Below are 21,982 nucleotides of genomic sequence, written 5' to 3' on the forward strand. Positions count from 1 at the left end.
TTGCCACCCGGGGCGTTCTCAAGGCACCTGGATTTCGTCGGGTTCGCACATGCCGAAGGTGGCAAAGGCGACGATTCTCGTTCTGGGACCTGTGGCGCCGTCATGTAAGACCGGGGACTGGCCTCGTCTTGCCGCTCATATGCGCGCCAAGTGTCAGTGCTTGGGGGAAATTGCGGACAGTCGCCCCCATCAAGGCAGGGCCGCCGGGGCCGAGGGCCATTCGGGCGATGGCTGCAGCTGCGTGGACCCGCGTCGAAAACAATCCTCGCCAGGCCGCTTGATAGCGTCTGCCGGCAGCTTCGCGCCCTGCCCGGCCACTTGAGGCGCCTGCAAGTTCCCTGGCTAGCAGCCAACCGGACTGAAGCGCCATCGAGATGCCTTCGGCGATGATCGGATGAGACTCCCCGGCGGCGTTGCCGACGCGAAAGATATCCTGTTCATAACAGGCGCGGATGCCAGGCCGGATCGGGCCGGCTGCAAGCCAACGCCCGTCGAGGCGAGCTCCATCCAGAGCATCGTTCACGCCCCGGCAAGAAGCCATGACATGGCGGAACGCCGCCTCGGCAGCCGACACATGGTTGTCCTGTTTGGGATCATCATGTCCGGAGCCATGGTTCCTGCGCAGTCGCGCGAGCATGTCGCGCCTTATGCAGCACGAGATCGACAGCCGGCCATGATCGGCCAGGACCATGCCGCCATAGCCGCCGGGAAACGCCAGCAGCGGCATCAGATCGGGCGCGAGCGACGACCCGGTGAAATGCGCCTTGAAGCCGAGCAGGTCCGACGGGCGGCTGATCTTTTCGAGTTGGCTTGGCAGCGGTCCCGGTTCCCAGGAGCCGTGCGCGGCGATAATCACCGGCGCCCGCAAGGTCGTTGTCTCGTCGTCCGAATTCTCGTCCCGCGCCTGAATGCGCACCTTTTGCATGTCCCCATCCCGGTCGATGGCGACGGCCCGGCAAGGCTGGAATATTTCGGCCCCCGCCGATCGGGCCGCCTGCAAAAGCAGGGCGTCGAGAACGTCCCGGCCTAGCGCCCTGCCGAAGCCGTCTTTTGCGGAGGGCTGATATTTTGCATCCGGCATTGGCGCCTCGACGCAGGTTCCGCCGGAAAAGAAGCCTACGCGGCGGATTTCGGGTCCAGCATCAATGCGCCAGGCATCGCCGATCTCCAGTCGGTCGAGAAGGACAAGATTGCTTGCCGAGATGTATTCGCCACAGACCTTGCGGCGCGGGAACGCGCTCTTTTCGACGATCGCCACGGACCATCCATGCCGAACCAGTGTCAGTGCGGCGGAACTTCCCGCCGGGCCGGCGCCGATGACGATCGCGTCATGGGTCGATGGGCTCCTCACGGGTTCAACTCAAAACCGGCATTGTCACTGGCGCCAACGAAAATATGGGAAAAAGGACCGGCGCGTCGTTCCTCGAGCGGCTTGCGTCCGGCCGCGAGCCAGAGACTGGACAGTTCGCTGCCGCGAAAGCCGGCACGTACGCTCTGGGCCGCATCATGCCGTGTCACGTCATTGACGCCGATCACCGGCAAAAGACGGGCCGCGGCCAGCGCCGGCATCGATCGCAGCGGTTCTGTCGCAACGAGCAAAGGAGCCTTCGTCGCCAGCAGGGAAAACAGGCGCACCAGCCCGGCGTCGTCGAAATGATGCAGGAACAGATTGACGGTGATCGCGTCGAACCGCCTGCCGCCAGCGACTTCCGCCCAATCGAACACGTCGGCTGTGATGCCTTCGACGGTCCATCCCAGCCGGTCGAAATCGGTGGAAAGCTCAGTTGTGAGGAGACCGACGCGATCGAGCATTGTCAGTTCCACCTCGGGCCAATGCCTGGCGATGCGCCGCGCCACGGCGAGCATGAAGGTGCCGTCGCCCGCGCCTATCTCCAGAATGCGCCGTGGCGGTGTCGGCACGAATTTCCGCAGCAATGACGCCATGATCCACGCCTGGAACATCAGCGCGTTGATGCGGCGGAGATCGCGGCGCGAAGCAAGCGCCCGCGGATCGTCGACCGCCAATCCGTCGAGGATTTCCGGGACAAGGCAACGTTGGTTCAGTTCGCTCATCATACTGTTCGAAAGAGCATGGTTTCAGCTGTCAGTCCGGGTCCGAACGACATGCCGCAGCCGAGCAGGCCCGGCGGCGCCTTCAGCATTTCTTGCATCGCGAACATCACGGTGGCCGACGACATGTTTCCGTATCGGCGCAGCACCTCGCGCGACGGCTTGAGCGCGGCGGGAGCGAGGTTCAGCGCTCTTTCGACGGCATCGAGAACCGAACGCCCGCCAGGGTGCACGGCCCAGAGATCGATCGCTTCGGTTGGCCGGCCGCCGAGGAAGGCGTCCTGGTTGCTCAGCAACGCGTCATGGATCGCCGCAGGGACCTGGCCCGAAAGAACCATATCGAAGCCATCGTCGCGAATGTCCCACCTCATCAGATCCCGCCGCTCGTCCGCGACAGCACAGTGAAAACTGTCGAGCTTGATGCCGAACGGCTCGGCGGTGACAAGTGTGGCCGCGCAGCCGTCGCCCCAGAGGCAGAAGGACAGCAGCTTTTCCAGCTCGTTGGTTTCCTTGAGATGCAAGGTGCAGAGTTCGATATTGACCAGCAAGACCCTCGATTGCGAGTCGGAGCGAACGATGTGGCGGGCCAGCTTGAGGCCGTTTATCGCGGCGTAGCACCCCATGAACCCGATCATGGTGCGCTCGACGCTGTCCGACAGACCGCAGCTTCGAACCAGGTCCAAGTCGATGCCCGGCGCGGAAAACCCGGTGCAGGTGGTGACGATGAGATGGGTGATGCGCGATGCTTCGTTGCCAAGCTGCAATCCGTCGACGCCTTTTTTTGCCAGTACAGGAGCGGCTTCGCAAAACATCGCCATTCTCTCGGCCGTTCCGGGAAATGCACCTCGGATAAAGGTTCCGGCACGATCAACATAGGCTCCCTCGGGGTCGAGGGCTGGCGCAAAGCAGGAATAGCGGCTTTCGATGCCGGCAAGGCCGGCCATGCGTTCAAATATCCTCCGGCGATTGGCAGCAAGCATGGAAGCCGCGAACCGCAGGTAGAATTGATGAACCTCGTGTTCAGGAACCACTGTTGCGATCTGGTTGATGTAGGCGTTGGCAGACATTTCCGGTCTCCCTGGGCGTCGTGCGGTGTCGTGCGCCGCCGAAGGGTCTTTGCTCAATCGGCACCGGCGTTGAGGCACCGGCTTTGAGCTTTGCCTGCCTCACAAACGTTTCCGAAAACGAGTTTCGTCCCGGGCGGACTGCCGGATTCGAGGTTGTCCGCCATGCCCTCCAACGACCGCGCCGCCTCAGGCGCCGCTTTTCGGGCTATTGAGACCGTTCGTTGCCGACGTCCGCCAACTCGTCCTTGAAGTTAACCTTGGTGCCTTTCTGCACCATGGAGGCGAGGTCTTCGGCATCCCAGTTGGTCAGCCGGATACAGCCATGCGAGAACGTCGTGCCGATCTTGCCGGGTTCGGGCGTGCCATGAATGCCGTAGCTTTCGATGGAAAGGTCGATCCAGACCGATCCCACGGGATTGTTCGGCCCGGCGGCGATGGTGAAGGGCCGCTTGGTCTTGATGCCCTTGAAGGCGAACTTCGGATCGTAGTGATAGGTGGGGTTATGCACCACGCGTTTGACCTCTGCGATGCCGCTCGGCGCCGGCTTCTCGTCGCTCCCGATCGAGGCGGGGTAGACTGCGAGCCATTTGCCGGATGCATCGAGCACGCGCACAACGCGAGCGCCCTTGTCGACCTCGACGCCGGCAATGGTGGCTGGAGGATCGTCCCGGCCAACATCAGGCACCATCAACATCGTGCCGGCCTTCCGGAGGCTGGTGCCTGGATTGAGCATTCTCAGCAATTGTTCGCTGACATGGAAGCGCTCCGCCAGCCTCTCCATGGCGTTGCGATAGCCGAGCCGCCGCAGACGGGCCATCTTCTCCATGCGAGCCGGAATGCGCTTTGTGAAAGGTCCGCGCACATCCTTAGGTGTCAGTTCGAAGGCAACCAGGGCCGGACGGCCGGGAGAGGTAGCCACTAGCTTGTCCCAGGTCTCGCGTGTGAGCTTGCCGTCGGCCTGGAGACCGTTCGCTGTCTGGTAGGCGCCAACCGCCTTGGTGAAGTTCTCCGACAAGCGGCCGTCGATCAGACCCGGCGAGAAGCGGGCGCGATCCAAAAGGATCTGTGCCCTCAGAATTGTCGGATCGACGCCTTTCGGTTCGCCGGCGGCGAATTGGGCACGATTGACGGCGTCAGGGTCCAGCTTGGCCGCGCCCGTCGCACCGCATGCAAGGGCGAACACCGCGGCGGCGACGAGAAGGAGCCTGATCATCGATGTCACTTCCCTGGGCTGCAACAGAACCTGCTTCTATGACGCGGCACGGCCTGACTGGTTCCCTCGGATGCACAGTCGGCGTCAGGCCCAGTGTTGGCGTCGGCAGGAGCTGGCAGCCTTCTCCCGTTCAGGCAGGAACCGGATCGCCGATCCCTCAGACTTGCATCACCATGCGGCTGTGGCGCGCGATAATCTTTTCCTCGTCGGTCGCAACCACACGGACTTCCACCTTGCTGTCCGGACGGCTTATGATTTCGGAATGCGCGTCATTGGCTGGCCCGTCGATCACCACGCCAAGCCAGGCCAATTTTTCGCATATCGCCTTGCGGATGAATGATGACCGTTCGCCGATGCCGGCGGTGAACACGAGGCATTCGAGACCACCCATCGTGTTCGCAAGCGCTGCTGCTTCCCTCGCCGTGCGGAAGGCGAAAAGCGCCATCGCCTCAAGGGCGCGAGGATCACCGCTCGCTTCCAGCGTCCGCATGTCGCTGGAAATACCGGATAAGCCGAGCAGTCCCGACTTCTCGTAGAGCATCGTCTGCAATTCGTCCGCCGCGATGCCCCTCTCCAGCAGGAAGTACAACAGCACGCCGGGATCGATGGCGCCGCAACGCGTGCCCATGACGAGGCCATCCAGGGCCGAAAAACCCATCGTCGTATCGATGCTTTTGCCCTGCTGCAAAGCGCAAAGGCTGGCCCCATTGCCGAGATGGGCGACGATGGTGCGTTTCGTCGCAAGAGTCGGCGATATCTCGCCGAGCCGCCCGGCGATGTGTTCATAGGAAAGGCCGTGAAACCCGTAGCGGCGCAAGCCTTGCTCTTCATATTGGCGCGGAAGGGCGAAGCGCCGCACGAGAGGATCGATCGTCTGGTGGAAAGCAGTGTCGAAGCATCCAACCTGCGGCAGGTCCGGTTGCAAGGCGGCTATGGCGCGAACCGGCGCGAGACTGCGAGGCTGATGCAGCGGAGCGAGCGGCGTCAGCCTGTCGATGGCTTCGATGGTTGCGGGGGTCAGTCGGACGGGTTCGATGAACTCGCTTCCGCCATGCACGATGCGATGGCCGGCGCAGAGCAGGTTTCTTTCCCCCATTTCGCCCTGCACCCAATTCAGCATCTCGCCTATGGCTGCATCGCGTGGCTTGTCGGCGGCGAGTCGCCGATCGCACTGCATCGCTCCGTCGGCCGCTTTTGCGCGGAGTGTGGGTACGTCGCCCAGATCCAGCGTGCCGCGCGAAACAAGCTGCAGATCCTGCGGGGAGGCAAGATCGTAAAGCGCGAACTTGACGCTGGACGAGCCGGCATTCAGCGCCAGGATCGACTGGCGCATCATTGGCGAGCCTTTGCCGCGCTTTTGTCAGGCCACGTCCATTTCTGGATCTCGGGCATGTCTTCGCCGTGCTCGCGGACATAGGCCCTGTGCTTCGCCAGCCTGTCGTGGAGTTCGCCGGCAAGCCCTTTGGCCCTTTCGGCCAGCCCCGGCACACGTTCGATGGCGGCAAGCGCGAGGTGATAGCGGTCGAGTTCGTTGAGCACCACCATGTCGAAAGGCGTCGTCGTGGTGCCCTCCTCGCGGAAGCCATGCACATGCATGTTGTCGTGATTGGCGCGGCGGTAGGTCAGGCGATGGATGAGGTAGGGATAGCCGTGATAGGCGAAGATGACCGGCCTCGTTTTCGTGAACAGTGCATCGAATGCCCGATCGGTGAGGCCGTGCGGATGCTCGGTGTTCGACTGCAACGTCATCAGGTCGACGACGTTGACGACGCGGATCTTCAGGTTGGGAATCCCGGAGCGCAGAATGTCCGTCGCAGCCAGCGTTTCCAGCGTCGGCACGTCGCCGGCGCAGGCCATGACCACATCCGGCTCCTCGCCCTCCGCAACCGTACCGGCCCATTGCCAGATGCCAGCGCCCGCCTTGCAGTGGGCTTCGGCTTGATCGACGGTCAACCATTGCGGCGTCGGTTGCTTGCCGGCGGTGATGACGTTGATGCGGTTATAGGTTCTCAGGCAGTGATCGGTGATCCACAGCAGCGTGTTGGCATCCGGCGGGAAATAGAGCCTTACCGTGTCCGCCTTCTTGTTGGCGACCAGATCGGCAAAGCCAGGGTCCTGGTGACTGAAACCATTGTGGTCCTGGCGCCAGACATGTGAGGTCAAAAGGTAATTGAGCGAAGCGATCGGCTTGCGCCAGGCAAGCTCGCCGGAGGTCTTCAGCCATTTGGCATGCTGGTTGACCATGGAATCGACAATATGGATGAAGGCCTCGTAGCATGAGAACAGGCCGTGACGGCCGGTGAGCAGATAGCCTTCGAGCCACCCTTGGCAGAGATGCTCGCTGAGCACTTCCATGACACGTCCGTCACGGGAAAGATGGACGTCGTAGGGTTCGATACGCTGCATCCAGACCCGATCGGTGACCTCGAACACGTCGTCGAGGCGGTTGGAGGATGTCTCGTCCGGCCCCATCAGGCGGAAGTTCCGCGCTTCGGCATTGAGGCGGAACACCTCGCGAAGATAGCTTCCGCAAATCCGCGTCGCTTCGGCGATAACGCCTCCCGGACGAGGCACTTCCAGCGCCAGGCTTTTCCAGTCCGGAAGCACGAGGTCACGCTTCAACAGCCCGCCATTCGCGTACTGACTTGCGCCCATGCGCTTTGTCCCTGTTGGAGCAAGTGCCCCGAGTTCCGGTAACAGGTGCCCGCTTTCGTCGAACAGCTCTTCCGGTTCGTAGCTTCGCATCCAGTTTTCGAGGATCTTGCGGTGCTCCTCATTTCCCCGCGCATTCGATACCGGCACTTGATGCGAGCGCCAGAAATCCTCGACCTTCTCGCCGTCGACTTCCTTCGGCCCGGTCCAGCCCTTGGGACTGCGCAGCACGATCATCGGCCACTGCGGACGTTCACCATGCCATCCCGGAACCCGGGCCTGCTCCTGAATGGACCGGATGCGATCGAGCACCATGTCGAGCGTCCTGGCCATCGCCCGATGCATGGCGACAGGCTCATGACCCTCGACGAAGAACGGTTCGTAGCCATAACCGTCGAAAAGGTTTCGCAACTCCTTGTCATCCATGCGGCCGAGGATCGTCGGATTGGCGATCTTGTAGCCGTTGAGATGCAGGATCGGCAGGACGGCGCCATCCGAGGTCGGGTTCAGGAACTTGTTGGAATGCCATGCCGCCGCGAGCGGACCGGTCTCGGCTTCGCCGTCGCCAACGACGCAGGCGACCACCAGATCCGGATTGTCGAAGGCCGCACCAAAGGCATGGACCAACGCATATCCGAGTTCGCCGCCCTCATGGATGGAGCCGGGTGTCTCGGGTGCGGCATGGCTTGGCACGCCGCCGGGGAAGGAAAACTGCCGGAACAGTTTCCTCAGCCCGTCTTCGCCCTGCCCGATATCCGGATAGATTTCGCTGTAAGTGCCCTCAAGCCAGGTGTTGGCGACCATCGCGGGACCACCATGGCCCGGGCCGCAGATGAACAGAACATCGAGGTCGCGTTCGCGGATAACGCGGTTCAAATGCAGGTAGAGAAAATTCAGGCCCGGCGTCGTGCCCCAATGGCCAAGCAGCCGCGGCTTGACGTGCTCGGCCTTCAGCGGTTCGCGCAACAGCGGATTGTCGAGCAGATAAATCTGGCCGACCGAGATGTAATTCGCGGCGCGCCAGTAGCGGTCCATGAGATTGATCCGTTCGAGGCCGATCGCCTGCGGCGTCGCGGCAGCCTTGTCGTTCATCGACATCTCCAGCTTCGGTTCGCTGGTGATAACTGGGGCATCTTTGCGCCTGAGCAAGCCCTGCTGCCGCCGTCCGGGGACGGTGTCGCGACCCGCGCTGCCAAGAGACCCATCGCGATCCTGGCTGGGCTCGCGGCTCTATCCGCAAATAGGTGGGAACCTTGAAGTCTTCCGGTGGTTAGAAACTGGAACCGCGAAGGCCAGGCTCAAGGCGATGGTTGACCAGGTACCGCGAAGGATAACCTCGAGGCGTTGCACCAAAGGGAGCTAAAAAGATGCTCGATCTTTCCCGTGCCCGTGATCGAATGGTCAATATCCACGTTGGGCGGCGTGGCATCCACGACCGTGAGATTCTGCAGGCGATGCGCGAAGTTCCACGCGAGGCCTTCGTCGAACCCGGCTTCGAGGAATTTGCTTATGAAGACACGCCGCTGCCGATCGCCGACGGCCAGACCATATCGCAACCTTACATTGTCGCGTTCATGATCGAGATGGCGGATGTCAAACCTGGTGACCACGTGCTCGAGGTTGGCACCGGCTCGGGTTACGCGGCCGCGGTGATGAGCCGGATCGTCGAACAGGTCTACACGATAGAGCGTCATCCCGGTTTGGCCGAAACGGCGAAGCGGCGGTTTGAAAAACTCGGCTATCAAAACATCGAAGTCCGGACAGGCGATGGCACCAAGGGCTGGCCCCAGGCGGCGCCCTTCGATGCCATCGTGGTGACGGCCAGCGGTCCCGGCGCACCGCTCGCCCTTCAGGAGCAACTCGATGTCGGCGGCAGGCTTATCATTCCGGTCGGCGACGATCCGGATTTGCAACGTCTGCTCAAAGTCACCCGAACAGGTGCCGCAACCTATAGCGAGGAGGATTTCGGCGGCGTGCGCTTCGTCCCTCTCATCGGCGAGCAGGGTTGGCCGGAAAACGGCACGGTCACCGAGGTCGGTCGTCCGCTTCGACATCCGCATCCGATCAGCCTGCCCGATATGATCGCGGCCGCGGCTGAACCGCTGCCTGATTTCGACGATCCGGCCTTCGGCGAGTTGTTCGATCGGTTCGCCGACCGGCGCGTCGTTCTGCTTGGCGAGGCAAGCCATGGCACGTCCGAGTTCTACAGGGCGCGCGCGGCAATCACCCGCAGGCTCATCGAACGGCACGGCTTCACCATCGTAGCGGTCGAGGCGGACTGGCCCGACGCCGCGGCGATCGACCGCTATGTTCGCCATCGTCGGCAGCGAACCGGCGCCGGTGCGCCATTCCAACGGTTTCCGACGTGGATGTGGCGCAACACCGACGTCGCGGCCTTTACCGACTGGATGCGCCATCACAACGAGAAGCTCGAGCCATCGGAGCAAGCAGGATTCTACGGTCTCGACATCTACAACATGAGCGGGTCCATCGGCGCGGTCCTCGATTATCTCGACCGGGTCGATCCCCAGGCAGCCAAGATCGCGCGCGAGCGTTATGGCTGCCTGACGCCTTGGCAACACGAACCGTCCACCTACGGTCGTGCGGTGCTCACCGCCGGATATCAAAAAAGCGAGAAAGCCGTGCTGGAACAATGCCGGGACTTGCTCGCCAAACAACTCGATTATGCACAACAGGACGGCACCGACTTTCTCGACGCCAGTCAGAATGCCCGGCTGATCGCGTCCGCCGAACACTACTACCGGATCATGTACTATGGCGGCGCGGAGTCCTGGAACCTGCGCGACACGCACATGTTCGAGACCTTGGAACATTTGCTGGACGCCGGCGGCCCTAATGCCAAGGCGGTGGTGTGGGCGCACAATTCCCATATCGGCGATGCCCGCTATACCGAGATGGGTGTCGTCAGGGACGAACTGAATATCGGCCAGCTTTGCCGGCAGCGTTTCGGGGATGAGGCAGCGCTAATCGGCATGGGCACGCATTCCGGCACTGTGGCGGCCGCCAGCGACTGGGATGGCGAAATGGAGGTGAAGCAAATTCGCGCGTCGCACGCCGACAGCTACGAGCGGCTTTGCCACGATAGCCGCGTGCCGCGGTTCCTGCTCGACCTGATGCGCGACGAAGCGCTGTGCGAGCGCCTGCTGGAACGCAGGCTGGAGCGGTTCATCGGGGTGATCTACCGACCGGAAACCGAGCTGCGCAGCCACTACGCGGACGCTTCCCTGCCCCAGCAGTTCGATGCGTTCCTATGGTTCGACAAAACCGCGGCGGTGACCTCGCTTGGCCCGGAGCATGCGGGAACTGGCGTTCCCGATACCTATCCATTCGGGCTTTAGCCGACGCGCAGCGAGCCGATGAAGCAGAGGCGTGGAACCGGAACAATTCATCCGGCTTGCGATTTTAAAACTGAAATCCTCATCGAGGGAGTTTTCTCATGACCGGAACCAAACATCCGAAATGGAAAAAACCGAGCGATGCCGACTTGGCGAACAATCCTGGTATCGGGACTTCCAAGGGAACGTTCAAGAAAGGTGAAGAGTTCGAGCTTGAGGGCGAGAACACGGTCGAAGGTGACGTCGAAAACGACACGACCGCCGCCGGTGGCATCAATCCAAGACAAAAGATGCGGACCAACAAATAGCATGCCGTGTGTCGTTGCGATCAACTGTCCCTTGAAGGAGTGAACCATGCCACTTGCCCTCAGCAGTGCCGCCTTTGCCGAAGGCGAACAAATTCCCGAAAAATATACCCGAGACGGCAAGAACGTGTCGCCGCCGCTGAAGTGGTCGGGAGTGCCGGATAAGACGAAGAGCCTCGTTCTCGTCGTCCAGGATCCCGATGCGCCGAGCGGAATGTTTGGTCATTGGGCGGTATTCAATATCTCTCCGGACACAAGGGAACTTCCCGAGGCGGAAAGCGGCAAGCCGGGTCCGGGCGCTCTTAGGCAAGCAACGAATGATTTTGGCAACGCCTATTACGACGGCCCTGAACCGCCGATCGGACACGGCGTCCATCACTACCATTTCCGGCTGGCCGCGCTCGACACGCCGAGCCTTGCCATCCCGGCCAGCACGGGCGTCGAGCGCATCTGGCGTGAGGCGCAAAAACATGCACTCGAGCAAGCCGAACTCGTCGGGACATACGAACGCAATCGGTAATTCGAGTGCGTCGACGAATCCCTTCGCCTAGCCTTGTCGCCATGAGCGGAACGGCTCGTCTCCTTGCCGGTTGTTTGGGTAAGGAGATGTGCCATGTTTGAAAGTGTCATGTGGTTGGTTGTCGTTGCCGGCGGGCCATTGCTGCTGGTCATATTGATGGCCTATGTCGTTGCGACACACCGCCGGCCTGGACCCGCCGAACGCAGGGAAAGCGACCGAGCGACCGACCGGCTATATCACCAAGACAAGGGTTGATCCGCGCGTCGAGCAAGGCAGGGGATCGCATACCGTAGCAGGCGGCGATCCCCACCTCCGGTCAACGCATTATCCTTTGCCTCAACCACGTAAAGAACCTGCCGCCAATCGCTGAGCGGACCCGGCTGGCAGCCCAGCGCGCTTTCATGGTAGCGCCGACGTGACAATCGCAGACGATGTCGTGCAGCTGCCAGTCGTTCAGCTCGAAAAAGCGCTTTGCCTCACCATAGGTATCGTCTTTCAAACCCGACGCGCGCAGCACCGGATCTTCGAAGGCAACCGAAATTGCCGATCCCTCGCCACGCATCGTTGCCCGTGTTTCGGGGTGCAGATGTTCGGTGCCCGCAAACGCGCCAAGGCATCGCTCGGGATTACGCTCCAGCAGTTCAGCCCAGCGCTCTATGCGCTGATTTCGTGTCATTGCGGAATATGCAGCCGAGGATTCAATCTTGGCGACGGCATGCAGTTGGTCGAGTGTTTGGTGTTTCATGGCCAGCTCCTGTTGAGACGGCGAATCGCCCACGCCTTCAATGGAATTATCGCGCTGTGATGCTTCGACAAGAGCGGTAGGCTGGAGAATTCGACACGACCGGATTCGGCCGGCTGCATTCATCGACGAGAGACCGCTTGCGGCAAGCCGCTGATGCGTATGCCTGGTTCGCGCCCGCCAAAGCAGCGACTGACGCGGCCCGGCACTTTTAAACTGGAGAGGCTAGAGCATAACCCGCTCCATGGCGCTGACTAAGAAGCTCCTGCGAACTGGCTTCCGGCTCGAAAACCCCGTGACGGTACCGTCGCCCTACTTCTTGATAATGTTTCCGTTGCGCAAGTCGAATGCTTCGGTACCGCGAGCCTGGCGGTAGAAATCATCCTGCAATTCGCCCCATTCGCCGAGAAAGGCGCCGCAATTGCTGCAATGAATTGGCGTCGACTCCTTGGCGTTGTCGGGAATGTCCATTTGGATAGTCCCGCAAGCCTTGCAATCGAGTTTGTCGTCTAGCCGCCGTTCCATTTTCCAATGATTGCGCATTTTCGGCCATGAGCCAATTGTCGATTTCGTACAAAGCGACGTCGACCGGCGGTAGGCCGTTTCGAAAGCTGGTCAGGGGCGAAATCGTCCGGTGTGCCAGACGTACGGAACCATCGCCCAGCATGAGGGTTTCTTCAAAATGTCACTCAAGCGGATGCAAGGAGCGACCATGCGGATGTTGACGATAGTTGTCGCACTTTCCGGGGCGGTCATTACACAACCCATCTACGGGCAAACCATCGGCCCACAGCTTCCCCAGGTGACGCCACCACAGGACGAAGCTCAACCGGAGACGCTACCTGATCAAGGCTCTCCTGGTTCGAATTTCACCAATGTTGCCATCGTCGCCGTCGAGGATTTACCCGCGGAAATCAAGGCCCAGGCGGATGCCGTGATCAACCAGACCAGCGCCGAAGATTTGCTTCGCCTGCAGAACTCCATCGATGCTTCGCCCCAGGCGACATCGGCGCTGAGGGCGAGCGGGCTCAACTCCTCGCAGGTCGTCGCGGCAAACATCGATGGCGATGGCACTCTGACGCTGATCATCCAGACGACGACTTGAGCGGCGCACCGAACCATACAGGTCACGCCGTGAACCATCGAAACGCAACTCGCGGAGAGCTGTCATGGTCGAAGCCGCCGTTCGCAACTTCACCATCAATTTCGGGCCACAGCATCCCTCTGCCCATGGCGTTCTTCGGTTGGTGCTGGAGCTGGACGGCGAGATCGTCGAGCGTGCCGATCCGCATATCGGCCTGCTCCATCGCGGCACGGAAAAACTCATCGAGTACAAGACCTATCTGCAAGCGCTGCCCTATTTCGACCGGCTCGATTATGTCGCGCCGATGAACCAGGAGCATGCGTTCTGCCTCGCCGCCGAAAAACTGCTCGAAATAACGGTTCCCAAGCGTGGCCAGCTCATCCGCGTCCTTTTTTGCGAGATCGGCCGGCTTTTGTCGCATCTCCTCAATGTCACGACGCAGGCCATGGACATCGGCGCACTGACCCCGCCGCTTTGGGGATTTGCGGAGCGCGAGAAACTGATGGTCTTCTACGAGCGCGCCTCCGGCGCCCGCATGCATGCGAATTATTTCAGGATCGGCGGCGTGCACCAGGATTTGCCGCCAGATCTTCTGCACGATATCGAGGCCTTCTGCGACCCGTTCCTCAAGGTCTGCGACAACCTCGACGAATTGCTCACCGGCAGCCGTATTTTCAAGCAACGCAATGTCGATATCGGCGCAATCGGACTGGATGACGCCTGGGCCTGGGGCTTTTCCGGCGTGATGGTGCGTGGATCGGGCGCGGCATGGGACTTGCGCAAGGCACAGCCATACGAATGCTACCCCGACATGGATTTCGACATTCCCGTCGGCAAGAATGGAGACTGCTATGACCGCTATCTCGTTCGCATGGAGGAAATGCGCCAGTCGGTCCGGATCATGAAGCAATGCCTGGAAAAACTGCGGTCGCCCGAAGGCCAGGGGCCGGTCGCGATTCCAAACCAGAAGATCACGCCGCCGCGGCGCGCCACGATGAAACGCTCGATGGAGGCGACCATCCAGCATTTCAAACTCTACACCGAGGGGCATCGTGTGCCGGCCGGAGAAGTCTACGCCGCGGTTGAAGCGCCAAAGGGAGAATTCGGCGTTTATCTGGTTTCTGACGGGGGCAATGTCCCTTACCGGTGCAAGATACGCGCGCCTTCCTTTGCCCATCTGCAGGCGATGGATTTTCTGTCTCGAGGGCACATGATCGCCGACGTTGCCGCGATCATCGGATCGCTCGATATCGTGTTTGGCGAGATCGATCGCTGACCGGTGCGCAGATCACATGCCGCAAATCACATGCCATTGTCGAAATCGGTGATCTCGCCCGCGTGACGCATCATGCGGCGAAAGCTCATCGAGATATGGGCGCGCCTTATATGGCCGATCGATTCCCAGTCCCCGATCTCCGCGGCGGCAAGGACTTCTTCCATCTCCCGGCGGAAGGCAGTGAATTCTTCGACAAGACCCAGCTGCGGCATCATCTTCAGGACCACGCGTGCGACCTGAAAATACAGACGCTCGCTGATCTCGCGCAGCGGCTGGTTGCCCGTCATCGCGGTGAGTTCGTAGAAGAAATCCATGTTCAGGCGAAGGAAGGCGCGCTGATCTGGGTTCAGTATATCGGAATCGCAGCGCGCGATGAGCGCCCGAATCCGATCGAGATCCTCCGCAGTGCGCGGGATCGGCGAAAGCTTTCCGACGAGGAGCGCCAGTTCCAGCCTCAGGTGATAGACCTGCTGCAATTCCTCGATATCGACGTCGGTGACGATCGTGCCGACGCCGTGCACGGATTGAACAAGGCCCTCGGATTCGAGACGAGCCAGGACGCGCCGAACCGGTGTCCGACTGATCTCGAATTCCTGGGCGAGTTCTTCCTCGGAAAGATGGCTTCCCGGAGCATAGTCCAGCAGGCAGATGCGGTCGCGCAAGATCCGGTAGATGCGCTCGAACCGCTCGCGCGCCGAGAGCGGGCGCACGGTTGCGGCTATGGGCGCATCATCAGTCTCAACGGTCATCCAGCCTCCAGGACAGCATGCAGGAACTGCCTTGTCCGCTCGTTCTTGGGCGCCCCAAACAGCTCGCTTGGCGGTCCCTGCTCGCAGATCTTGCCTTGATAGAAGAAACAAACGCGATCGGAAAACTCCTTGGCGAAGCCCATCTGATGGGTGACCATCAGCATGGTCAGATCGTGCTCGCGCCCGATCTGCCTTATCACCTGCAGCACTTCGCCGACAAGCTCGGGATCGAGCGCCGACGTCACCTCGTCGAACAGCATGATCTTGGGCCGCATGGCCAGCGCCCTGGCGATGGCGACACGCTGCTGCTGGCCGCCGGACAGTTGCGACGGATAATGGTCCTTCTTCTGGGCCAGTCCGACCAGTTCCAGGAGTTCGGCCGCCCGCGCCTCGGCATCCGACCGCTTCATGCCAAGCACGGTCATCGGCGCCTCGATGCAGTTGGCCATTGCCGTCATATGCGGGAAAAGATTGAAGGACTGGAACACCATGCCGATCTTCGCCCTGATGCGGCGAATATGCGCAACGTCAGCAGGAACAAGAATGCCGTTCTTCTTCATGTGGGTCAGCGGTTCGCCTTCGACCCAGATGACGCCGTCATTGATCGTCTCCAGCGTCATGAGCATGCGTAGCACCGTCGTTTTGCCCGAACCCGACGGACCTATGACGGAGACTTTTTCGCCACGCGCGATTTCCAGGTTGAGCCCGTCGAGAACGGTCAGCGAGCCGTAGCGTTTCGAAACATTTTCGAAGCGGACCATCGGTTGTTCCGTCATCGCGTGGGCCTCCGGTTGAGCAGACGTTCGAGGGCGCGGATGAGCACGGCTGAAACCAGGCTCATTGCAAGGAAGAACAGGCCGACCAGCGTGATCGGCTCGGTGTAGCGGAACGTTTCGGAACCGATGATCTTTGCGGTCTGCATCAGCTCCATCACGGCGATCGCCGAGAGCAAGGGCGTCTCCTTGAACAGCGCGACGAGGTAGTTGCCGAGCGCCGGAACGATCGGCGGGATCGCCTGCGGGATGATGATGTCGCGAAACGTCGTCCATGCGGACAGATTGAGTGCGATCGAGGCTTCCCACTGGCCGCGATGGATGTTGTCGAAACCGGCGCGGTAGACCTCGGAACAATAGGCGGCGTAGTGGATGCCAATGGCAAGCACGCCGGCGGTGAAGGCGTCGAGCACGAGGCCGAATTTCGGGAAGACGAAGTAGATGAAGAATATCTGGATGAGCAGCGGTGTCGAACGGATCAGCTCGACCAGCACGGAAATCGTCCAGCCGGTCCATGGCACCGCGATGCGCACGACGGCCAGCACCAGGCCGAGGGTGGCGGCTAGCACGAAGCCGATCAGCGTCGCCTCCACCGAAACGATGGCCGCTTGTGCCAGCACCGGCAGGATTTCAAGGGTGAAACTCCAGTCCCAGATCATGCTGCCTTCCCCCGCGCCAGGCCGGCCGATGCACGCCTTTCGAGCAGCCGCATGCCGATGGTGAGGACCAGCGACATCACGAGATACATCAGCAGGACGAGCGTGAAGATCGGGATGGTCTTGCTGCATCGCCGTCGACTGGCACGCGCCGACGGTCGCTCCGGGCCGCGCCGTGCTGACATCCTTCCATCATGTGCCGGTACTCCTGTTGCGCACCGGAGAGACCTCATACGAACTCGTCGTGCCTCGAAGCTTCGCCCGCAGCCTGCATGACTGGCTTGTCGACTGCGAATCCGAAGTTATCTGGTTTCTTGCTGGCCAATCGCGCAGAAGCGTAATCCCAAACTTCGGCGCGGCTGCCTTGAACTGGTGCGCCGCCACGGCAACGATCCCAGGAAGCTCGAAGAGCTGGCCAAGTCGATCAACGCGGCGAACTGAGCCCAAGCCAATGGAAGGCGACCGGGGCTTTATCGCGCGGACTTCAGATTTCGAGCGAGACAAACATCGAAAAGCGCCATGGCACTTTCGGCCCGGTTCCCTTTGCGTTTGAAGGCTTCCGGCCGGCAGTGGTGGAGAGGGTTGGATTCGAACCAACGTAGGCTAAGCCAACGGATTTACAGTCCGTCCCCTTTAACCACTCGGGCACCTCTCCAGTCTGCCGCCGAAGCCATGCAACGAGGCATTCACGCCGATCCGGACCCGAGATATGTATTCTCCGAAACCAGCGCAGCGCCTTATGGCGGCAAGGCCATTGGGTGTCAACCGCGCAGCCAGGGTTTTTCGTTTCTGTTCGCCGGCTGCGGCGACGGGCCATATCCTTGGCCGGAGGACACGGCTATAGAAGCCAGCCATGAGCGATAAAACCAACACCCCGAAAGACACCCATTACGCCAAGCTGCGCCGCGCCTATCGCGACGAGAAAAGCGGCGGCGCGCCGGCGTTCCGGCCGCGACAGCCGGTTCCGCCGGGCGAAAATGCCGCGGACGGCCTAGTGCGGCTCTACGGCCTGCACACGGTGCGCGCCGCACTGGAGAATCCGCGTCGCAAAATCAGAAGGATGCTGGTGACGCGCAATGCGGCCGAACGCCTCGAAATCGCCGATCTCGCCGCCCTGCCCTTCAAGACGGAACTGGTCGAACCCAGGGACATCGACAAGGTCACCGGATCGGACGCCGTGCATCAGGGCGTGCTGATCGAGGCCGAACCGCTTAAAGCCAAGCGGCTTGATGCACTTGGTGACGCGAGGCTGGTGCTGGTGCTCGATCAGGTCACCGACCCGCACAATGTCGGCGCCATCCTTCGTTCGGCGGTCGCCTTCGGCGCCGGCGCGCTGATCACCACGGCCCGCCACAGCCCGCAGGAATCGGGCGTGCTGGCGAAATCCGCCTCCGGCGCGCTCGAGCACATCGACCAGATCGAGGTGAAGAACCTCGCCGACGCGCTCGGCCAGCTGCATGAAGCCGGCTTTCGCACCATCGGGCTTGATTCGGACGGGCCGGCCGAACTCGAAAAGAGTTTTGCTGGAGAAAAGATCGCCCTGGTGCTGGGCGCCGAGGGCAAGGGCCTGCGCCAGAAGACACGCGAGACGGTGACCACGCTGGCGCGGCTCGACATGCCCGGCGCGATCCATTCGCTCAATGTGTCGAACGCGGCTGCGGTGAGCCTCTACGTGGCGCGGAAGTTTTTAGCGAGTAGCGAGTAGCGAGTAGCGAGTAGCGAGTAGCGAGTAGCGAGTAGCGAGTAGCGAAAGTCGAATCCGGCTATTCGTGGCTGCAATCCCTATTCGTCATTCCCTACTCCCTACTCGCTATTCGCTTCTAACCCACCTCATGCCCCGCCATCCGCTCCAGCGCCCTGACCAGGGCCGAGTGATCCTCCTTCGCGCCGCCATTGGCGGCGCAGGAATTGAACAGTTGCTGCGTGGTCGACGTGTTGGGCAGTGCCACGCCGAGCGCCTTGGCGCCCTCCAGCGCCAGGTTCAAATCCTTCTGGTGCAGTTCGATGCGGAAGCCCGGTGCGAAGGTGCGCTTGACCATGCGCTCGCCATGCACTTCCAGGATGCGCGAAGCCGCCAGCCCGCCCATCAGCGCCTGCCTGACCTTGGCTGGATCGGCGCCGGCTTTTGAAGCAAAAACAAGCGCTTCGGCGACGGCTTCAATGGTCAGCGCGACGACGATCTGGTTGGCCACCTTGGTGGTCTGGCCAACACCGTTCGGCCCGACCAGGGTGATGTTCTTGCCCATCTTCTCGAACACGGGCTTGGCGCGCTCGAAGGCCTTCTCCTCGCCGCCGACCATGATGGTGAGCGACGCCGCTTTGGCCCCGACCTCGCCGCCCGAAACCGGCGCATCGAGATAGTCGCAACCCAGATCGTTGATTTTCCTGGCGAACATTTTGGTCTCGATCGGCGAGATCGAGCTCATGTCGATAACCAACTTGCCCCTGGTCAGGCCGGAGGCGACGCCGTTGTCGCCGAACAGCACATCGGCCACCTGCGGCGTGTCCGGTACCATGGTGATGATGATGTCGGTGGCTTTGGCCACGGCCGCATGGCCAGTGACCGACTTCAGACCCTTGGCCAGGAGATCGGCCGGCGGCTTGGAGCGATGGTCGCTGGCGATGACATGATAACCCGCATCCAGCAGGTGCCCCGCCATCGGCGCGCCCATGATGCCGAGGCCTATGAAGCCGATGGTTTCCATTGTGGTTCTCCAAATGCTTGTGTGAAACGCCCCCTCATCCGGCCCTACGGGCCACCTTCTCCCCGCTGGGGAGAAGAGGTTGCCGACGTTGGTGCGCGTCTCTTCTCCCCACCGGGGAGAAGGTGGCCGCGCAGCGGCCGGATGAGGGGGCCTTAACTGCTACGCAGCAGCACTCCCCTGCCCGGCCAACTCCCTGAACCACCCCAGCCCAGCTTCGGTCCCAGCCTTCGGCTTGTATTCCGCCCCGACCCAGCCGGAATAGCCGATGCGGTCGATGTGGTCGTAGAGGAAGGGATAGTTGATCTCGCCCGTCCCCGGCTCGTGACGGCCGGGATTGTCCGCAAGCTGGATATGCGCGATGCGGCCAAGGTTTGCCTCGATGGTACGGGCGAGATCCCCCTCCATGATCTGCATGTGATAGATGTCGTATTGCAGGAACAGGTTTTTTGAGCCGACACGATCGATCAGCGCCAGCGCCTGATCTGAGTAGTTGAGGAAGAACCCCGGAATATCGCGCGTGTTGATCGGTTCGATCAGCAGCCTGATGCCGGCCTGCTCCAGCTTTTCCGCCGCGAAGGCGAGGTTTTCGGCGAAAACATCCTCCAGCACCTTGCGGTCGGCGCCGGCGGGCGCGATGCCGGCCAGGCAATTGACCTGCTGGCAGCCGAGCGCCTGCGCGTAGGTGATCGCCTTGGCGATGCCCTGGCGGAATTCCGGCACGCGGTCGGGCAGTACGGCAATGCCGCGCTCACCCTTGCCCCAGTCGCCGACCGGCAGGTTGAACAGCACCTGGGTCAAGCCGTTCTTCTTCAGCCGGGTGGCGACGACATCGGGCGCATGGTCATAGGGGCCGATATATTCGACGCCCTTGAAGCCGGCGCGAGCAGCGGCATCGAAACGGTCGAGGAAGTCGTGCTCGCCAAAGAGCATCGACAGATTGGCTGAAAAACGCGGCATTCTTTTTCTCCTAATCCAACATGACGATCGCCGTCGGCGCATCTTCCTGATGTTCGGCAAGGTCCTCGAATTCGGTGATCTTGTCGATCTCGGTGCCCATCGAGATGTTGGTGACGCGTTCGAGGATGAATTCGAGAACGACCGGAACGCGGTGCTCCTTCATCAGCCGCTGCGCCTCTTTGAACGCGGCGGCGAACTCTTCCGGCTTGCGCACCCTGACCGCCTTGCAGCCCATCGCCTCGGCGACCGCGACGTGGTCGACGCCGTAGCCGGCCTCGGGATCGCCCGACCGGTTGATGTTCTCGAAGGCAAGGTCGACCTCGAAATCCATCGAAAAGCCGCGCTGCGCCTGCCGGATCAGGCCGAGATAGGCGTTGTTCACGACGACATGCAGATAGGGCAGCTTGTGCTGTGCGCCGACCGCCAGTTCCTCGATCATGAACTGGAAATCATAGTCGCCCGACAGCGCCACGATGGTGCGGTCGGGATCGGCGGCACGCACGCCAAGCGCCGCCGGCAAGGTCCAGCCGAGCGGGCCGGCCTGGCCGCAATTGATCCAGTTGCGCGGCTTGTAGACATGCAGGAACTGCGCGCCGGCAATCTGCGACAGGCCGATCGTGGTGACATAGGTGACGTCGCGGCCGAACGCCTTGTTCATCTCCTCATAGACACGCTGCGGCTTCAGCGGCACCTGGTCGAAATGCGTCTTGCGCTTCATCGTCTTCTTGCGGGCCTGGCACTCCTTCGCCCAGCCGGACCAATCGCGCAGCTTGCCAGTCGTCTTCCACTCGGTGGCGACGTCGAGCAGCATCTTCAGTGCCGCGCCCGCATCCGAAACGACGCCGAGGTCCGGCGCGAAGACACGGCCGATCTGCGTCGGCTCGATGTCGACATGAATGAACTTTTTCCCCTTTGTATAAACGTCGACCGAGCCGGTGTGGCGGTTGGCCCAGCGGTTGCCGATGCCGAAGACGAAGTCGGCTTCCAGCATCGTCGCATTGCCATAGCGGTGCGAGGTCTGCAGCCCGCACATGCCGGCCATCAGCCGGTGGTCGTCGGGGATAGCGCCCCAGCCCATCAAGGTCGGGATGACCGGCACGCCTGAAATTTCGGCGAATTCGATGAGCAGATCGGACGCGTCGGCGTTGATGATGCCGCCGCCGGCGACGATCAGCGGCTTGTCCGCCGCGTTGAGCATCGTCAACGCCTTTTCGGCCTGGGCGCGTGTCATAGCCGGCTTGAACGGCGTCAACGGCTCATAGGCGTCGATGTCGAACTCGATCTCGGCCAGTTGGACGTCGACCGGCAGGTCGATCAGCACCGGACCCGGCCGCGACGAGCGCATCAGGTGAAATGCCTTCTGCAGCGCCATGGGGACGAGATAAGGCTCCATGACGGTGACCGCCCATTTGGCGACCGGCGCGGCAATGGCAGCGATATCGACGGCCTGGAAATCCTCCTTGTTCAGCCGTGCCCGCGGCGCCTGGCCAGTGATGCACAGGATCGGAATGGAATCCGCGGCCGCCGAATAGAGCCCGGTGATCATGTCGGTGCCGGCCGGTCCCGATGTGCCGATGCACAGGCCGATATTGCCTGCCTTGGCCCGGGTAAAACCTTCCGCCATGTGCGAAGCGCCCTCGACGTGTCGGGCAAGCACGTGGCGGATTGTTCCCCTCGCCTTCAGCGCCGAATAGAATGGATTGATCGCCGCGCCGGGAACGCCGAAAGCGCAGGAAATGCCTTCCTTTTCGAGAACGAGAACAGCGGCATCGACAGCGCGCATCCTGGCCATTTTCCAGCCCTCCACGGGTTTGTCATTGTTGGATTGGCTAAGGATGTCAGCAAGCGGGGTATTTT

General features: G+C 61.6%; 23 protein-coding genes and 1 tRNA gene. 8 read left to right on the forward strand and 16 right to left on the reverse strand.

Going from position 1 to position 21,982, the window contains the following annotated elements; all coding sequences use genetic code 11:
* Positions 1–100: 100 nt before the first annotated feature.
* The 6 genes from ACSQ3L_RS20725 to ACSQ3L_RS20750 all read right to left on the reverse strand — a co-directional run bounded on the left by ACSQ3L_RS20725 (position 101) and on the right by ACSQ3L_RS20750 (position 8,094).
* Entirely contained in the window at positions 101–1,351 is a 1,251-nt protein-coding gene (locus ACSQ3L_RS20725) for an NAD(P)/FAD-dependent oxidoreductase (RefSeq protein WP_436161607.1), read from the reverse strand.
* Positions 1,348–2,073: a methyltransferase domain-containing protein gene (locus ACSQ3L_RS20730; protein ID WP_436161608.1), complete on the reverse strand. Its 726-nt coding sequence runs from the start codon at positions 2,071–2,073 to the stop codon at positions 1,348–1,350. Before ACSQ3L_RS20730 ends, ACSQ3L_RS20725 begins: the two co-directional genes overlap by 4 nt.
* Positions 2,073–3,137 (reverse strand): type III polyketide synthase, encoded by a 1,065-nt coding sequence (locus ACSQ3L_RS20735; protein ID WP_436161609.1) that lies wholly within the window; start codon positions 3,135–3,137, stop codon positions 2,073–2,075. Before ACSQ3L_RS20735 ends, ACSQ3L_RS20730 begins: the two co-directional genes overlap by 1 nt.
* Before the next feature lie 205 nt (positions 3,138–3,342).
* Positions 3,343–4,350, reverse strand: coding sequence for a L,D-transpeptidase family protein (locus ACSQ3L_RS20740; RefSeq protein ID WP_436161610.1), 1,008 nt, complete (start codon positions 4,348–4,350; stop codon positions 3,343–3,345).
* Between the two features lie 157 nt (positions 4,351–4,507).
* A complete protein-coding gene (locus ACSQ3L_RS20745) occupies positions 4,508–5,686 on the reverse strand; it encodes an acetate/propionate family kinase (RefSeq protein WP_436161611.1) in 1,179 nt (392 codons plus the stop codon).
* A complete protein-coding gene (locus ACSQ3L_RS20750; RefSeq protein WP_436161612.1) occupies positions 5,683–8,094 on the reverse strand; it encodes a phosphoketolase family protein in 2,412 nt (803 codons plus the stop codon). The genes ACSQ3L_RS20745 and ACSQ3L_RS20750 overlap by 4 nt, the downstream gene beginning before the upstream one ends.
* Before the next feature lie 275 nt (positions 8,095–8,369).
* Here ACSQ3L_RS20750 and ACSQ3L_RS20755 point away from each other — a divergent pair, with 275 nt between their 5' ends.
* The 4 genes from ACSQ3L_RS20755 to ACSQ3L_RS20770 all read left to right on the forward strand — a co-directional run bounded on the left by ACSQ3L_RS20755 (position 8,370) and on the right by ACSQ3L_RS20770 (position 11,438).
* Complete coding sequence (locus ACSQ3L_RS20755; RefSeq protein WP_436161613.1) at positions 8,370–10,361, forward strand: protein-L-isoaspartate(D-aspartate) O-methyltransferase; 1,992 nt, start codon at positions 8,370–8,372, stop codon at positions 10,359–10,361.
* A gap of 98 nt (positions 10,362–10,459) precedes the next feature.
* A complete protein-coding gene (locus ACSQ3L_RS20760; RefSeq protein ID WP_292186392.1) occupies positions 10,460–10,666 on the forward strand; it encodes a hypothetical protein in 207 nt (68 codons plus the stop codon).
* 46 nt (positions 10,667–10,712) lie between these two features.
* A complete protein-coding gene (locus ACSQ3L_RS20765; protein WP_436161614.1) occupies positions 10,713–11,183 on the forward strand; it encodes a YbhB/YbcL family Raf kinase inhibitor-like protein in 471 nt (156 codons plus the stop codon).
* A gap of 93 nt (positions 11,184–11,276) precedes the next feature.
* Positions 11,277–11,438, forward strand: a complete 162-nt coding sequence (locus tag ACSQ3L_RS20770) for a hypothetical protein (protein ID WP_436161615.1) — start codon at positions 11,277–11,279, stop codon at positions 11,436–11,438.
* 61 nt (positions 11,439–11,499) lie between these two features.
* On the opposite strand, the gene ACSQ3L_RS20775 is transcribed toward ACSQ3L_RS20770, so the two are convergent.
* Together ACSQ3L_RS20775 and ACSQ3L_RS20780 are read right to left on the reverse strand one after the other, a co-directional pair.
* The gene (locus tag ACSQ3L_RS20775; protein WP_436161616.1) at positions 11,500–11,928 is read right to left on the reverse strand and encodes a hypothetical protein; all 429 of its coding nucleotides are present in this window, start codon (positions 11,926–11,928) and stop codon (positions 11,500–11,502) included.
* A gap of 309 nt (positions 11,929–12,237) precedes the next feature.
* A complete protein-coding gene (locus ACSQ3L_RS20780; RefSeq protein WP_436161617.1) occupies positions 12,238–12,396 on the reverse strand; it encodes a hypothetical protein in 159 nt (52 codons plus the stop codon).
* A gap of 241 nt (positions 12,397–12,637) precedes the next feature.
* Here ACSQ3L_RS20780 and ACSQ3L_RS20785 point away from each other — a divergent pair, with 241 nt between their 5' ends.
* Positions 12,638–13,030 (forward strand): hypothetical protein, encoded by a 393-nt coding sequence (locus ACSQ3L_RS20785; protein ID WP_436161618.1) that lies wholly within the window; start codon positions 12,638–12,640, stop codon positions 13,028–13,030.
* Between the two features lie 64 nt (positions 13,031–13,094).
* Positions 13,095–14,285 carry an NADH-quinone oxidoreductase subunit D gene (locus ACSQ3L_RS20790; RefSeq protein WP_436161619.1) on the forward strand — a complete coding sequence of 397 codons (1,191 nt, stop codon included), beginning with the start codon at positions 13,095–13,097 and terminating at the stop codon, positions 14,283–14,285.
* 26 nt (positions 14,286–14,311) lie between these two features.
* On the opposite strand, the gene ACSQ3L_RS20795 is transcribed toward ACSQ3L_RS20790, so the two are convergent.
* From ACSQ3L_RS20795 to ACSQ3L_RS20810, 4 genes are read right to left on the reverse strand one after another with little or no spacing between them, the layout of a single operon-like run.
* The gene (locus ACSQ3L_RS20795) at positions 14,312–15,034 is read right to left on the reverse strand and encodes a GntR family transcriptional regulator (protein WP_436161620.1); all 723 of its coding nucleotides are present in this window, start codon (positions 15,032–15,034) and stop codon (positions 14,312–14,314) included.
* Complete coding sequence (ehuA, locus tag ACSQ3L_RS20800) at positions 15,031–15,810, reverse strand: ectoine/hydroxyectoine ABC transporter ATP-binding protein EhuA (protein ID WP_436161621.1); 780 nt, start codon at positions 15,808–15,810, stop codon at positions 15,031–15,033. The genes ACSQ3L_RS20795 and ehuA overlap by 4 nt, the downstream gene beginning before the upstream one ends.
* Positions 15,807–16,466: an ectoine/hydroxyectoine ABC transporter permease subunit EhuD gene (gene ehuD, locus ACSQ3L_RS20805; RefSeq protein WP_436161622.1), complete on the reverse strand. Its 660-nt coding sequence runs from the start codon at positions 16,464–16,466 to the stop codon at positions 15,807–15,809. The genes ehuA and ehuD overlap by 4 nt, the downstream gene beginning before the upstream one ends.
* A complete protein-coding gene (locus tag ACSQ3L_RS20810) occupies positions 16,463–16,648 on the reverse strand; it encodes a hypothetical protein (RefSeq protein ID WP_436161623.1) in 186 nt (61 codons plus the stop codon). The genes ehuD and ACSQ3L_RS20810 overlap by 4 nt, the downstream gene beginning before the upstream one ends.
* Before the next feature lie 11 nt (positions 16,649–16,659).
* Here ACSQ3L_RS20810 and ACSQ3L_RS20815 point away from each other — a divergent pair, with 11 nt between their 5' ends.
* Positions 16,660–17,016, forward strand: coding sequence for a hypothetical protein (locus ACSQ3L_RS20815; protein WP_436163493.1), 357 nt, complete (start codon positions 16,660–16,662; stop codon positions 17,014–17,016).
* Positions 17,017–17,033: 17 nt separating this feature from the next.
* On the opposite strand, the gene ACSQ3L_RS20820 is transcribed toward ACSQ3L_RS20815, so the two are convergent.
* Positions 17,034–17,118: transfer RNA gene (locus ACSQ3L_RS20820), tRNA-Tyr, on the reverse strand.
* A 198-nt stretch (positions 17,119–17,316) separates the two neighbouring features.
* Here ACSQ3L_RS20820 and ACSQ3L_RS20825 point away from each other — a divergent pair.
* Positions 17,317–18,168, forward strand: a complete 852-nt coding sequence (locus tag ACSQ3L_RS20825) for a TrmH family RNA methyltransferase (protein ID WP_436161624.1) — start codon at positions 17,317–17,319, stop codon at positions 18,166–18,168.
* 115 nt (positions 18,169–18,283) lie between these two features.
* Here the strand turns inward: ACSQ3L_RS20825 and ACSQ3L_RS20830 are convergent, their stop codons facing one another.
* The 3 genes from ACSQ3L_RS20830 to gcl form a co-directional block, all read right to left on the reverse strand.
* A complete protein-coding gene (locus ACSQ3L_RS20830) occupies positions 18,284–19,183 on the reverse strand; it encodes a 2-hydroxy-3-oxopropionate reductase (protein ID WP_436163494.1) in 900 nt (299 codons plus the stop codon).
* A 144-nt stretch (positions 19,184–19,327) separates the two neighbouring features.
* Positions 19,328–20,125 (reverse strand): 2-oxo-tetronate isomerase, encoded by a 798-nt coding sequence (otnI, locus tag ACSQ3L_RS20835; protein WP_436161625.1) that lies wholly within the window; start codon positions 20,123–20,125, stop codon positions 19,328–19,330.
* A 10-nt stretch (positions 20,126–20,135) separates the two neighbouring features.
* The gene (gene gcl / locus ACSQ3L_RS20840; protein WP_436161626.1) at positions 20,136–21,917 is read right to left on the reverse strand and encodes a glyoxylate carboligase; all 1,782 of its coding nucleotides are present in this window, start codon (positions 21,915–21,917) and stop codon (positions 20,136–20,138) included.
* Positions 21,918–21,982: the final 65 nt, after the last annotated feature.

The sequence above is a fragment of the Mesorhizobium sp. LjRoot246 genome, from assembly GCF_964254115.1.
Taxonomy (GTDB): Bacteria; Pseudomonadota; Alphaproteobacteria; order Rhizobiales; family Rhizobiaceae; genus Mesorhizobium.